The sequence below is a fragment of the Streptomyces sp. NBC_00859 genome (genome assembly GCF_045161865.1).
Lineage (GTDB): Bacteria > Actinomycetota > Actinomycetes > Streptomycetales > Streptomycetaceae > Streptomyces.
This window is the reverse complement of the sequence record NZ_CP108826.1, coordinates 5,621,022-5,634,317: the sequence shown is the minus strand read 5'-3', so window position 1 is coordinate 5,634,317 and position 13,296 is coordinate 5,621,022. Positions and strand designations below refer to the sequence as shown.

9 protein-coding genes are annotated in these 13,296 nt (G+C 70.6%); 5 read left to right on the top strand and 4 right to left on the bottom strand.

Translation table 11 applies throughout. The features are described from left to right. The first annotated feature begins 27 nt into the window (after positions 1-27). The 3 genes from OG584_RS24650 to OG584_RS24640 all read left to right on the top strand — a co-directional run bounded on the left by OG584_RS24650 (position 28) and on the right by OG584_RS24640 (position 5,284). Complete coding sequence (locus tag OG584_RS24650; RefSeq protein WP_405780989.1) at positions 28-1,497, top strand: FGGY family carbohydrate kinase; 1,470 nt, start codon at positions 28-30, stop codon at positions 1,495-1,497. A 131-nt stretch (positions 1,498-1,628) separates the two neighbouring features. Further along, positions 1,629-3,362, top strand: a complete 1,734-nt coding sequence (locus OG584_RS24645) for an ABC transporter ATP-binding protein (protein WP_405780988.1) — start codon at positions 1,629-1,631, stop codon at positions 3,360-3,362. Then, positions 3,362-5,284 carry an ABC transporter ATP-binding protein gene (locus OG584_RS24640; RefSeq protein ID WP_405780987.1) on the top strand — a complete coding sequence of 641 codons (1,923 nt, stop codon included), beginning with the start codon at positions 3,362-3,364 and terminating at the stop codon, positions 5,282-5,284. Before OG584_RS24645 ends, OG584_RS24640 begins: the two co-directional genes overlap by 1 nt. Before the next feature lie 198 nt (positions 5,285-5,482). Here the strand turns inward: OG584_RS24640 and OG584_RS24635 are convergent, their stop codons facing one another. The 4 genes from OG584_RS24635 to OG584_RS24620 all read right to left on the bottom strand — a co-directional run bounded on the left by OG584_RS24635 (position 5,483) and on the right by OG584_RS24620 (position 11,691). Beyond that, positions 5,483-6,724 (bottom strand): sigma-70 family RNA polymerase sigma factor, encoded by a 1,242-nt coding sequence (locus tag OG584_RS24635; RefSeq protein WP_405780986.1) that lies wholly within the window; start codon positions 6,722-6,724, stop codon positions 5,483-5,485. 154 nt (positions 6,725-6,878) lie between these two features. Further along, positions 6,879-8,780 carry a DNA primase gene (gene dnaG, locus OG584_RS24630; RefSeq protein WP_405780985.1) on the bottom strand — a complete coding sequence of 634 codons (1,902 nt, stop codon included), beginning with the start codon at positions 8,778-8,780 and terminating at the stop codon, positions 6,879-6,881. Between the two features lie 145 nt (positions 8,781-8,925). Then, positions 8,926-10,188 carry an NAD(P)/FAD-dependent oxidoreductase gene (locus OG584_RS24625; protein WP_405780984.1) on the bottom strand — a complete coding sequence of 421 codons (1,263 nt, stop codon included), beginning with the start codon at positions 10,186-10,188 and terminating at the stop codon, positions 8,926-8,928. A 183-nt stretch (positions 10,189-10,371) separates the two neighbouring features. Next, positions 10,372-11,691 carry a deoxyguanosinetriphosphate triphosphohydrolase gene (locus OG584_RS24620; protein WP_405780983.1) on the bottom strand — a complete coding sequence of 440 codons (1,320 nt, stop codon included), beginning with the start codon at positions 11,689-11,691 and terminating at the stop codon, positions 10,372-10,374. A gap of 160 nt (positions 11,692-11,851) precedes the next feature. Here OG584_RS24620 and OG584_RS24615 point away from each other — a divergent pair, with 160 nt between their 5' ends. Further along, entirely contained in the window at positions 11,852-12,439 is a 588-nt protein-coding gene (locus tag OG584_RS24615; RefSeq protein ID WP_405780982.1) for a dihydrofolate reductase family protein, read from the top strand. A gap of 103 nt (positions 12,440-12,542) precedes the next feature. Then, the gene (locus OG584_RS24610) at positions 12,543-13,274 is read left to right on the top strand and encodes a vancomycin high temperature exclusion protein (protein ID WP_405780980.1); all 732 of its coding nucleotides are present in this window, start codon (positions 12,543-12,545) and stop codon (positions 13,272-13,274) included. The last annotated feature ends 22 nt before the right edge of the window (positions 13,275-13,296 follow it).

The following is a 13,296-nucleotide window of genomic DNA, read 5'->3' as shown; positions in this document are numbered from 1 at the left end:
ACGCCGCGTGCGGCACAATCGGGCCGCATGGGGATAGTCGCCGGTCTTGACAGCTCAGCCGCCTTCACGCGCATCGTCGTGTGCGACACGGACACAGGTGCCGTGCTGCGCCAGGGGTATGCGCCGCACCCGCAGGCGGCTGAGGCCAGCAAGGACAACACAGCCAGCAAGCACGAAGCCGATCCGCAGAGCTGGCTGCTCTCGCTCGGCGAGGCGGCGTCCGGCGGTCTGCTGGAAGGTGTGCAGGCCATCGGCGTGTCGGCCCAGCAGCACGGCCTGGTGCCACTGGACCGGCAGGGCAATCTCGTGCGGCCGGCACTGGTGGGCAACGACAAGCGGGCGCAGGTCGCCGCAGCGGATCTCGTGGATTCGCTCGGCGGCCGTACCGCGTGGGCCGAGGCCGTCGGCTCGGTTCCGCACGCGGCGCAGCCGGTGGCGAAGCTGCGGTGGCTCGTGCGGCAGGAGCCGGAGGCCGCCGCGAAGATCGCCGCGCTGCTCCAGCCGCACGACTGGCTCGTGTGGCAGCTGCTGGGGCGGCCTGCGCGGCGGATCACCGACCGGGGCGCCGCTTCGGGCACCGGCTACTGGTCGGCCGCGACCGGCGCCTACCGGCCCGATCTGGTGGAGCTGGCCCTCGGCCATCCGGCGGCACTGCCGGAGGTGCTCGGTCCTTCCGACGCCGCGGGGACCACGCCGGAGGGTCTGCTGATCTCGGCGGGTACCGGCGAGACGATGGCCGCGGCCTTCGGTCTGGGGGTCTCGGCGGGCGACGTCGTCGTGTCGCTCGGCGCCTCGGGGTCGGTGATGGCCGTACATCACGAGGCGCTGTCCGATCCGTCGGGCATGATCACCTCCTTCGCCGACGCCACCGGGATGCACCTGCCGGTGGTGCACACGCTCAACGCCGTACGGGCTCTGCGCGGCACCGCCGAACTGCTGGGCGTGGAGGATCTGGACGCCCTGTCCGCGCTCGCGCTGACCTCCACACCGGGTGCTTCCGGGCTCGTGCTCCTGCCGTACCTGGAGGGTGAGCGCACCCCGCAGCTTCCGCACACCGCGGGCACCCTGTCGGGGCTGCGGCGCGAGTCGATGAAGCGCGAGCATCTGGCGCGGGCGGCCTTCGAGGGCATGCTCTGCTCACTGGCGGACGCGATGGACGTGCTGCGGGACCGCGGGGTCGAGGTCCGCCGCGTGTTCATGCTGGGGGCGGCCGCCGAGCTGCCGGCCGTCCAGGCCGCGGCACCCGGCATCTTCGGGGCGCAGGTCGTCGTACCGCAGCCCGCCGACTACGCGGCTGTCGGTGCGGCCCGGCAGGCGGCGTGGGCACTCGGGGTGTCCGAAGGCACCCTGGACGCGGAGACACCGCCCGCCTGGCAGGGCGCCGCCGCACAGGTATTCGAACCGGGCGACGGGCTCGCGGTGGGGCAAGCGGTGCGTAAGCAGTACGCGGCGACGCGTGACCAGATCCATCCAGGAGCTTTCGGAGACCCGTCCTGATGGCAGGGTTCTTGACCGCGGTTTGAGGAAAACGGTTCGTATCGGGTCGCGCGGTGCCGGAAACTGGGTGGACCGCTCACCGTCCTCCCATGCCGGAAGCCCCGCCGGACCGCCGACCCGAGAGACTGCACGTGCTCATTTCACTTCTGCGGGCCTATTTGCGCCCGTACAAGAAACCCATGGCTCTGCTGGCGCTGCTTCAGCTGTTCCAGACCTGCGCCACCCTCTATCTGCCGACGCTCAACGCGGACATCATTGACAACGGTGTCGTGAAGGGCGACTCGGGTTACATCCTGAGCTTCGGCGGTCTCATGATCGCCATCAGCGTGGTCCAGGTGATCTGCAACATGGGCGCCGTCTACTTCGGGGCCCGTACGGCCGCCGCGCTCGGCCGGGACATCCGCGCCGGAGTCTTCGACCGGGTGCAGTCCTTCTCCGCCCGTGAGGTCGGGCACTTCGGCGCACCCTCACTCATCACCCGCACGACCAATGACGTCCAGCAGATCCAGATGCTGGTCCTGATGTCGTTCACCCTGATGGCCTCGGCGCCGATCATGTGCGTGGGCGCCATCGTGCTGGCGCTCGGGCAGGACGTGCCGCTCTCGCTCGTGCTGATCGCGGTGGTCCCGGTCATGCTCGTGCTCGTTTCCCTGATCGTCCGGCGGATGCGTCCGCTGTTCCGCAAGATGCAGGTCCGGCTCGACGCGGTGAACCGGGTGCTGCGTGAGCAGATCACCGGTAACCGCGTCATCCGCGCCTTCGTGAAGGACGCGTACGAGAAGGAGCGCTTCGAGGGCGCCAACAGCGATCTGACCGAAGTGTCCCTGGGGACCGCGCGGCTGATGGCCCTGATGTTCCCGACGGTCATGACCGTGGTGAACGTGTCGTCGATCGCGGTGGTCTGGTTCGGCGCGCACCGCATCGACAGCGGCGCGATGCAGATCGGGGCCCTCACCGCGTTCCTCTCCTATCTGATGCAGATCGTGATGTCCGTGATGATGGCCACCTTCATGTTCATGATGGTGCCGCGCGCGGAGGTCTGCGCCGAACGGATCCAGGAGGTCCTCGGCACCGACTCCAGCGTGGTGCCGCCGCTGGAGCCGGTCACGGAGCTGGCCAGGCACGGCCATCTGGAAATCCGCGGGGCCGGGTTCAAGTACCCCGGCGCCGAGGCCTCGGTGCTGCAGGAGGTCGCTCTGGAGGCGCTGCCCGGTGAGACGACCGCGGTGATCGGGTCGACCGGCAGCGGGAAGTCGACGCTGCTCGGGCTCGTACCCCGGCTGTTCGACGCCACGGGCGGGGAGGTGCTGGTGGACGGCACCGACGTACGCACGCTCGACCCCGTGCTGCTGGCGAAAACGGTGTCCCTGGTGCCGCAGAAGCCGTATCTGTTCTCCGGGACCGTCGCGACGAACCTGCGTTACGGGAACCCGGACGCGACCGACGAGGAGCTGTGGCACGCGCTGGAGGTGGCGCAGGCCAAGGGGTTCGTCGAGAAGCTCGAAGGCAGGCTGAACGCACCGATCGCCCAGGGCGGTACCAACGTCTCCGGCGGTCAGCGTCAGCGGCTGGCGATCGCCAGGACGCTCGTGCAGCAGCCGGAGATCTATCTCTTCGACGACTCGTTCTCGGCTCTGGACTACGCGACCGACGCGGCACTGCGGACTGCTCTGCGGCGCGAGACGGCGGAGGCCACGGTGGTGATCGTCGCCCAGCGCGTCTCGACCATCCGCGACGCGGACCGGATCGTCGTCATGGACGAAGGCCGGGTCGTCGGAACCGGCCGCCATCACGAGCTGATGGACGGCAATGAGACATACCGGGAGATCGTGCTCTCCCAGCTGACCGAGGCGGAGGCAGCCTGATGGCCGGTCCTGGTGGACGCATGATGGCGGGACCGACCCAGAAGTCCATGGACTTCAAGGGGTCGGGCAAACGACTGCTGCGGATGCTCGCGCAAGACCGTCCCGCGCTGCTCTCGATGCTGATATCCGTGGTCTGCAGCGTCGCTCTCTCGGTCGTGGGACCGAAGATCCTGGGCCGGGCGACCGACCTGATCTTCGCCGGGATCATCGGGCAGCAGCTGCCCGCCGGCACGACCAAGGCGCAGGCCCTGAAGGCTCTGCACGCCAAGGGCCAGGGCGCGATGGCCGACATGCTCTCGGGTGTGGACTTCACTCCGGGCAAGGGCATCGACTTCTCCCAGGTGGGGCAGATCCTGCTGCTCGCGCTCGTGGCCTTCGCCTGCGCGGGTCTGCTGATGCTCGTCACCACCCGGCTCGCGGCCCGGATCATCAACCAGGCCATGTACCGGATGCGTGAGGACATCCAGGCGAAGCTCTCTCGGCTGCCGCTGTCGTACTTCGACAAGGCGAAGCGCGGCGAGGTGCTCAGCCGGACGACCAACGACGTCGACAACATCGGCCAGACGATGCAGCAGACGATGGGACAGCTGCTGAACTCGCTGCTCACCATCATCGGCGTGCTGGCGATGATGTTCTGGATCTCCTGGATCCTGGCGCTGGTCGCGCTGGTGACCGTACCGCTCTCGGTGCTGGTGGCGACCCGCGTCGGGAAGCGGTCCCAGCCGCAGTTCGTGCAGCAGTGGAAGGTCACGGGCAAGCTCAACGCCCATATCGAGGAGATGTACACCGGGCACGCCCTGGTAAAGATCTTCGGGCGGCAGGCGGAGTCGGCCGAGGCCTTCCGCGAGCAGAACGACGCGCTGTACGAAGCGGGGTTCAAGGCCCAGTTCAACAGCGGTGTCATGCAGCCGCTGATGATGTTCGTCTCCAACCTCAACTATGTGCTGGTGGCGGTCATCGGCGGGCTGCGGGTCGCTTCCGGTTCGCTGTCGATCGGTGACGTGCAGGCCTTCATCCAGTACTCGCGGCAGTTCTCGCAGCCGCTGACCCAGGTCGCATCGATGGCCAACCTGGTGCAGTCCGGTGTGGCGTCCGCGGAGCGGATCTTCGAACTGCTCGACGCGGAGGAGCAGGAGCCCGACTCGGCCACCCCCGAGCGCCCGGAGGCGCTGCGCGGCAGCATCTCGCTGGACAAGGTCGCCTTCAGGTACGAGGCGGACAAGCCGCTCATCGACGGTCTGTCGCTCTCGGTCGAACCGGGACACACGGTCGCGATCGTCGGGCCCACCGGTGCTGGCAAGACGACGCTGGTCAATCTGATCATGCGGTTCTACGAGGTGACCGGCGGGCAGATCACGCTCGACGGAACCGACATCGCCAGGATGACCCGCGAGGACCTGCGCTCCGGGATCGGCATGGTGCTGCAGGACACCTGGCTCTTCGGCGGCACGATCGCGGACAACATCGCGTACGGCTCCGCGCACGCCGTCACCCGCGAGGAGATCGAGGAGGCGGCCCGCGCGGCGCACGCCGACCGCTTCATCCGCACGCTCCCCGAGGGCTACGACACGGTGATCGACGACGAGGGCACAGGGGTGAGCGCGGGTGAGAAGCAGCTGATCACGATCGCGCGCGCCTTCCTTTCCGACCCGGTGATCCTGGTGCTCGACGAGGCGACGAGCTCGGTCGACACCCGTACCGAGGTCCTGATCCAGAAGGCGATGGCCCGCCTGGCGCACGGCCGCACGAGCTTCGTCATCGCGCACCGGCTCTCCACCATCCGGGACGCCGACGTGATTCTGGTGATGGAGAACGGGGCGATCGTGGAACAGGGTTCGCACGAGGAGCTGCTGGCCGCCGACGGGGCGTACGCGCGGCTGTACGCGGCGCAGTTCGCCCAGGCGGTGGTGGAAGTGGATTAGGGGTCCTTGCACTGTGAGCGTCCGATGAGGTCGCGTGGGCCGGACGGGGCATAGAGCGAGGAACCCTTGGCGCGGGCCGACCAGGGTGCGCGGGTGGAGGGGGCGGGGCACGGCAGGCGGTGGAGACGACCTGCTCCCCGCCCCCTCTCTCGCGCTGCCCGCCCGTCACACCGGCGGCACCCCCGGCTGCGCTCGCGCTCAGTCCAGGTAGCCCCGCAGCTGGTCGGCGAACGCGTGGTCGCGCAGTTTGTTCAGTGTCTTGGACTCGATCTGCCGGATGCGCTCCCGCGTCACCCCGAAGATCCGCCCGATCTCCTCCAGCGTGCGGGCCCGCCCGTCCACCAGCCCGTACCGCAGCTGTACGACCTTGCGCTCCCGTTCGCCGAGCGTCGAGAGCACCGTTTCCAGGTGCTGCCGCAGCAGCAGGAAGGCCGCGGACTCCACGGGGGACGCGGCGTCGCCGTCCTCGATCAGATCACCCAGCGACACCTCGTCCTCCTCCCCCACGGGGGCGTGCAGCGATACCGGTTCCTGGGCCAGCCGCAGTACCTCGCCGACGCGTTCGGGGGTGAGTTCGAGCTGGGCCGCGACCTCCTCGGCCGTTGGTTCGTATCCGCGCTCCTGGAGCATCCGGCGCTGCGCCCGGACCACCCGGTTGATCAACTCGACCACGTGGACGGGGACTCGTATCGTCCGTGCCTGGTCGGCCAGGGCCCGGGACATCGCCTGCCGGATCCACCAGGTCGCGTACGTGGAGAACTTGAAGCCGCGCGCGTAGTCGAACTTCTCCACTGCCCTGATCAGGCCGAGGTTCCCCTCCTGGACCAGGTCGAGCATGGTCAGCCCGCGGCCCACGTACCGCTTGGCCACCGAGACCACGAGGCGGAGATTGGCTTCGATGAGGCGGCGTTTGGCCATCCGGCCGAGCACCACGAGCCGGTCCAGGTCCAGGGCGAGCCGGGTGTCGAGACCGGACGGATTTCCCAGCCGCTCCTCGGCGAAGAGGCCCGCCTCGACCCGGCGTGCGAGGTCCACCTCGTCGGCCGCGGTGAGCAGCGGTATGCGTCCGATCTCCCGTAAGTACTGGCGGAAGAGGTCCGACGAGGGGCCGCCGGTCTCCCCGGCCCTGCTGCGCGACGGCGCGGGCCCGGCGTCCGGGTCCTCCATGACGGCCTCGGGGGCGGCCCGTCCGGTTCCCCGCCCTCCGGTCTCGGGATGGCCGGGTGCCGGGCCCTGCGAGGGGGCTGCCGGGGCCACGTCGGTTTCGGTCAGGGTCCGGGTCTGCACGGGGGCGGCCTCCAGGATGACTGCCGGATCGGGGGCGTGCGGCAGCGGGACACCGGCGGCCGGGCCGCCTTCCGTCCCGTACACGGTGATCGGATCCGCGGGGGTGCGTGGCCCACTGTCGGTGGGCCGGCCGCGCTCCGGGGTACCAGGCACCGCAGTCCAGTGTGGGGCACGACACAGTGCGGCCACGAGGGGTGTGCGGTGACTTTCTGAGTCCGGTTCGTGACCCGGAGGTTATGGGAACGCCACCGGACGGCCGGGGGGGCTCCGGCCGGAAGAGGGGGCGCGCGGCCCGCCTCAGGACCCCTCAGAGCGCTTCGGCGCCGTGGTTGCGCAGGGACCGGCCGTACTGCTGAAGGGTCCACAACTCGCTCTGGACCGCGGCGTACTTGGCGGCGTCGCCCTGGGTGGAGGCTCGGGCCAGCGTGCCCTGGACGTCCGTGATCCGCCGGTCGACCGCACGCAGCCGGACGTGGACCAGCTGCTCACCCGCGTACAGCTCGTCGACCGTGCGGCGCATGATCGGCTCAACGGCCAGCTCGGTGACCACGGAGCGGACCGTGTCGTCCGGCGCCGCGGCGCGGACCCGGGTGAGGTACTCGAAGGAGTCGGTGATGCCCTCTTCGGCGCCGCCCGCCTCCATGATGGCTTCGCGTACGGCGGCGTACGGCGGGGCGGTGAACTCGTCGGCGCCGTAGGCGTCGAAGGCCGGCGAGACCAGCTCGGGCCGCTGGAGGGCCAGCTTCAGCAGCTCGCGCTCGGTGCGGTGGGCGGGGCTGCGGAGGTGGAGCGCCGGGCCGCCCACCGCGGGGCGGGGCGCATCGGCCTGCTGCGGGGTGCGGCCGCCGCGTGAGGGCGCCGGCGCGCTACCCCGGCCGCGGGCCCACTGGGCGAGCTGGCTGATGCGCTTCACCACGAACTGGGTGTCGAGAATGCCGACCATGCCGGCCAGCTGCACGGCGACCTCGTGCTGCGAGGCGGTGTTCTTGATCCGGGCGACCACGGGCGCCGCCTCGTCGAGCGCTGTCGCCCGGCCGGCCGGGGTCTCCAGGTCGTAGCGCGAGACGATCTGGCGGAGCGCGAACTCGAAGAGCGGCGTTCGGGGTTCGACCAGGCTGCGCACCGATTCGTCGCCCTGGGCGAGCCGCAGGTCGCAGGGGTCCATCCCGTCGGGGGCGATGGCGATGTAGGTCTCGGCGGCGAACTTCTGGTCGTCCTCGAAGGCACGCAGGGCGGCCTTCTGGCCGGCCGCGTCGCCGTCGAACGTGAAGATCACGCGGGCGCTGCCGTTGTCCATCAGCAGACGGCGGAGGATCTTGATGTGGTCGGTGCCGAAGGCCGTGCCGCAGGTGGCGACGGCAGTGGTCACCCCGGCCAGGTGGCAGGCCATGACGTCGGTGTACCCCTCGACGACGACGGCCCTGCTGGACTTCGCGATGTCCTTCTTGGCCAGGTCGATCCCGTAGAGGACCTGGGACTTCTTGTAGATCGACGTCTCGGGGGTGTTGAGGTACTTCGGTCCGTTGTCGTCGTCGCGCAGCTTGCGCGCGCCGAAGCCGACGACCTCGCCGCTGATGTCGCGGATCGGCCACATCAGCCTGCCCCGGAAGCGGTCGATCGGCTTGCCGCCGCGGGCCTCCTGGGAGAGCCCGGAGGTGATGAGCTCCTTGTCGGAGAACCCCTTGCCGCGCAGGTAGCGGGTCAGGTGGTCCCATCCGGCCGGGCTGTAACCGACGCTGAAGTGGGTGGCCGCCGCCTGGTCGAATCCGCGCTCGGCCAGGAACTTCCGGCCGATCTCCGCCTCGGCGCTGTCCAGCTGCTCGACGTAGAACTGCGCGGCGGCCTTGTGCGCCTCCACCAGCCGGATGCGCTCGCCGCGCTGGCTGTTGGGGGTGTAGCCGCCCTCCTCGTACCGGAGGGTGATGCCCCCCGTGCCCGCGAGCCGCTCGACGGCCTCGGTGAACGAGAGGTGGTCGATCTTCATGATGAAGGCGAGGGTGTCCCCGCCCTCCTGGCAGCCGAAGCAGTGGAAGAGGCCCTTGGCCGGGCTCACCTGGAAGGAGGGGGACTTCTCGTCGTGGAAGGGGCAGAGGCCCTTCAGGTTTCCGCCGCCCGCGTTCCTCAGCTGGAGGTACTCGGAAACGACGGCGTCGATCGGGACCGCGTCCCGGACCGCCTTCACGTCGTCATCGTTGATCCTGCCTGCCACGGGTGAAGTCTACGGTCCGGCTCGGACACTCCGTACGGCCTGTCCGGGCCGCTGTGCGGGCGGCGGCCTGCCGGCCGGGCACCGGAGCCGGGCCCCGGCCCGTCGGCGGGCCCGCCCCCGTCCGGCCGGAGCCGCCCCAGCCGCCTCAGGTCCCCAGCGTCGCCAGGTCGACCGACGGGTCCGACAGCGCCTCGGGGTCCAGGACCGCCCCGGAGCGGATCAGCCGCTGGATCTGTTCGGTGACGTCCCACACATTGACGTTCATCCCGGCCAGCATCCGGCCGTCCTTCATCCAGAAGGCGATGAACTGCCGCTTCCCCGCGTCTCCCCGGATCAGCACCTGGTCGTAGGAGCCGGGCGGCGCCCATCCCGAATACTCCAGGCCCAGGTCGTACTGGTCGGAGAAGAAGTACGGGATCCGGTCGTACGCCACGCCCTGGCCGAGCATCGCGCGGGCTGCCGCCGGGCCGCCGTTGAGCGCGTTCGCCCAGTGCTCGACGCGCAGCCGGGTGCCGAGCAGCGGGTGCCGGGCCGCCGCGACGTCGCCCGCCGCGTAGATGTCCGGGTCGGAGGTCCGCAGCGAGGAGTCGACGGCGATGCCGCCGCCGTCCGCCCGGTCGACGAGCTCCAGCCCCGCCGCCTCGGCGAGCGAGACGCGGGGGGCCGCGCCGATCGCGGCGAGGACGTCGTGGGCCGGGTGCTCCTCGCCGTCGTCGGTCTGGACGGCGAGGACCATGCCGTCCTGGCCGGTGATCTCGGTGAGGCGCGCGCCGAAGTGGAAGCGGACACCGTGCTCGGCGTGCAGATCGGTGAAGATCTGGCCGAGCTCCGGCCCGATGACGGAGTGCAGCGGGGTCCGGTGTGCTTCGACGACGGTGACCTCGGCGCCGTAGCCGCGTGCGGCGGCGGCCACCTCCAGGCCGATCCAGCCGGCTCCCGCGATCACCAGGTGACCGTTGTCCCGGCCGAGTGCGGCCAGCACGTTCCGCAACCGGTCGGCGTGGGCGAGGCGACGCAGGTGGTGCACGCCCGCGAGCCCGGTGCCGGGGACGTCCAGGCGGCGCGGCTCGGCGCCGGTGGCCAGCAGCAGCTTGTCGTAGTGGATGGCGGTGTCGTCACCGAGGCGTACGACCTTGACGTCCCGGTCGATGGAGACGACGGTCTGGCCCAGGTGGAGCTCGATGTCGGCCTGTGCGTACCACGCCGTCTCATGGACGTAGACGGTGTCGCGCTCGTCCTTGCCCGACAGATACCCCTTGGACAGCGGCGGGCGTTCATAGGGGTGGTCGCGTTCGTCCCCGATGAGGATCACGCGGCCCGCGAACCCTTCGGTGCGGAGCGTTTCGGCGGCCTTCGCCCCCGCGAGCCCTCCGCCGATGATGACGAACGTCAGATGTGCGTCGACCACTTGATGCCTCCTTGTAGTGCTGGCGCCACTAGCGAGCGTCCCGCACGGAGTGTGATGGGGGAAGAGGTGTGAGGTGTTGAGGCTCACTCACGGTCAGGAATGGCCGGTCATGATGGCATGTCCGGCCGGACGGGCGCCCGTCCGGCCGGACAGTTGTACGGGATGCCGGGCGAGTGGTCACCTTCAGTGACGGAGGGTCAGCCGCGCGTGCAGCGAGCGCGCCGAGGTGTCCGTGAGCGAGGCGATCTGGTCGACGATCACACGTTTGCGGTCACGATCCGAGGCCGCCGCGTCGAAGAGCGCCCGGAACTGCGGGTCGAGGCCTTCGGGCGCGCGGGCCGTGAGTGCGCCGGCCAGCTCGGCGAGGACGATGCGCTGGTCGATGCGGAGCCGTTCCTGCTCCTCCCGCTGCATCACATAGCGGTCGGCGACGGCCTTGAGGACGGCACACTCCAGGCGCGCCCGGTGTGGAACGACCAGTTCCGCCGCGTATCTGGTGAGCGGGCCCGCGCCGTACGACGCGCGGGTCGCGCTCTCGGCCGCCAGACAGAACCGGCCGATGAGCTGGCTGGTGGCGTCCTTCAGCCGGGCCTGCGCGACGGCGGTCCCGTCGTAGCCGTGCGGCCACCACTCCTGGGCGAGGAGCCCGTCGAGTGCGTCGGTGAGTTCAGCGGGATCGGTGTCACCGGGTACGTAACGGCCGACGGCCACCGCCATGATGGCGTCCCGCTCGGGCCCGGAGGTCAGAACGGCGGGGTCGATGTGCCCGGCGTGCAGACCGTCCTCGACGTCGTGCACCGAGTAGGCGACGTCGTCGGACCAGTCCATCACCTGGGCCTCGAAGCACTTGCGGTCGGCCGGGGCGCCGAGCCTGGCCCAGGCGAAGACGGGCAGGTCGTCCTCGTACACCCCGAACTTCACCGAGCCGGGTTCGGTGGGGTGGGCGCCACGCGGCCAGGGGTACTTGGTGGCCGCGTCGAGGGCGGCCCGGGTGAGGTTGAGACCGACGCTGACCGGCTCGCCGGTGGCCCGCAACGTGACGAACCGCTTGGGTTCGATGCGGGTCAGCAGGCGCAGCGACTGGGCATTGCCCTCGAAACCGCCGCAGTCCCCGGCGAAGTCGTTGAGTGCCAGTTCGCCGTTGTGGCCGAACGGCGGATGGCCCAGGTCGTGGGCGAGGCAGGCGGTCTCGACAAGGTCGGGGTCGCAGCCGAGCGCGGCGCCGAGTTCCCGTCCGACCTGGGCGCACTCCAGGGAGTGCGTGAGGCGGGTACGCGGGCTGGAGTCCCAGATCTGGAACGGGGTCTCCCCCGCCCTGACGGCACCGCGCGCCTGCGGGAGCGAGCCCGGCGTGACCACCTGGGTCTTTCCCGCGAGCCTGCGCAGCGCACCGGAGTGCAGCACACGTGCGCGGTCGCGCTGGAAGGCGGTACGGCCCGGCCTCTTGTCCGGTTCGGTGTCCCAGCGTTCGAGGTCGGTCGGGGTGTACGCGGTGCCTTCCATGCTCCGACAGTACTGAGTTCCGCGCCGTGGACGCGGCCTGGCCCGCCAGGGCGGCGGTTCAGGGGCCGACCTGGAGGCCGGGGTGTGTCTCCGGGTCGCCGGACCGCCCGCACCGGAGGAACGTGGACGGAGGGACGGCCGAACAGAGCGGAGAGAGCCGATGGCCAAGGTGAGCGCCAACATGTCCATGTCGCTGGACGGGTTCGTCTCCCACCCCACCGACGGTATCGACCAGCTGTTCCGGTGGTACGGCAACGGGGACGTCACCGTCAGGACGGCGGACCCCGGCATGACCTTCCAGGTGTCCGAGGCCAGCGCCCGGCGGCTGGAGCACGGGCTGGCGGAGATCGGTGCGATGGTCTACGGGAGGCGTACGTTCGACGACGCGGGCGGGTGGATCGGCGGGCACCCCCTGGGCAAGCCCGTCATCGTCGTCAGCCACAGCATCCCGGACGGCTGGCCGCGGGCGGACACTCCGCTGACCTTCGTCACCGACGGCGTCGAGAGTGCGATCGCCCAGGCCAGGGCGACGGCGGGAGAGAAGACCGTCTCTGTCGGCAGCGCCGATGTCACCCAGCAGTGCATCAACGGCGGGCTGCTGGACGAACTGGTCATCGATCTGGTGCCGCTGCTGCTCGGTTCGGGCGTGCGTTTCCTCGACAACCTGCGGGACTCGCCCCGTGCGTTGCAGGGCCCCACGGTGATCGAGGGGACGGGCGTGACTCATCTGACGTACACCCTGCGGTGACGCCGAACGGCCGGGCTCCGGCGCCCCGGCCGGGCCGGGGCGAACCGAACGCCCCCTCCCGCGCGTCCGTCCGTCCGACACGTCCGGCGTCGGAAGGCCACCCATGCACAGACCCGCGCTGCCCCGCGTACGACGCCCGCGCCCGCGGCCGGGCGGGCTACGACTGCTGCGGCTGCGGCTGCGGCTACCGAGGAGCAGGCGCGGCCGGCGCCGGGCCGTGCAGGCCGTGGTGCTCGGCTGTGTGCTGGCGCTCACGCCCGCCACCTGGATGTTCGCCGCCGCGGACGGCCGGGTGCGGACAGCGGCCGACGTCCCGGCCGCCGATGTCGCCGTGGTATTCGGCGCGGGCCTGCGGCAGGGCAGTCCTTCGCCGTACCTCGCCCACCGGCTCGACGCCGCCGCCGGCCTGTACCGGGCGGGAACCGTGAAGGTGGTGCTGGTCACCGGTGACAACAGCCGGACCGCGTACGACGAACCGGACGCTATGCGCACCTATCTCGTACGGCACGGGGTGCCGGGCCGCAAGGTGGTCAGGGACTTCGCCGGGTTCGACACCTGGGACTCCTGTGCGCGGGCCAGGAGGATATTCGGGGTCCACCGGGCCGTCCTGGTCAGCCAGGGCTTCCACATCCGCAGAGCCATCGCGCTCTGCCAGTCGGCCGGTATCGAGTCGTACGGGGTCGCGGTGGCCGACGCCCACGACGTGACCTGGTACTACGGCGGCGCCCGTGAGGTCCTGGCAGCGGGGAAAGCCGCCCTGGACGCGGTTTTCAAACCGGACCCGCACTTCCTCGGCCACCGCGAGAAGGGTGTCGCACGGGCTCTGGACGGCTGACCGCCGGACCGGCCCGCCGACT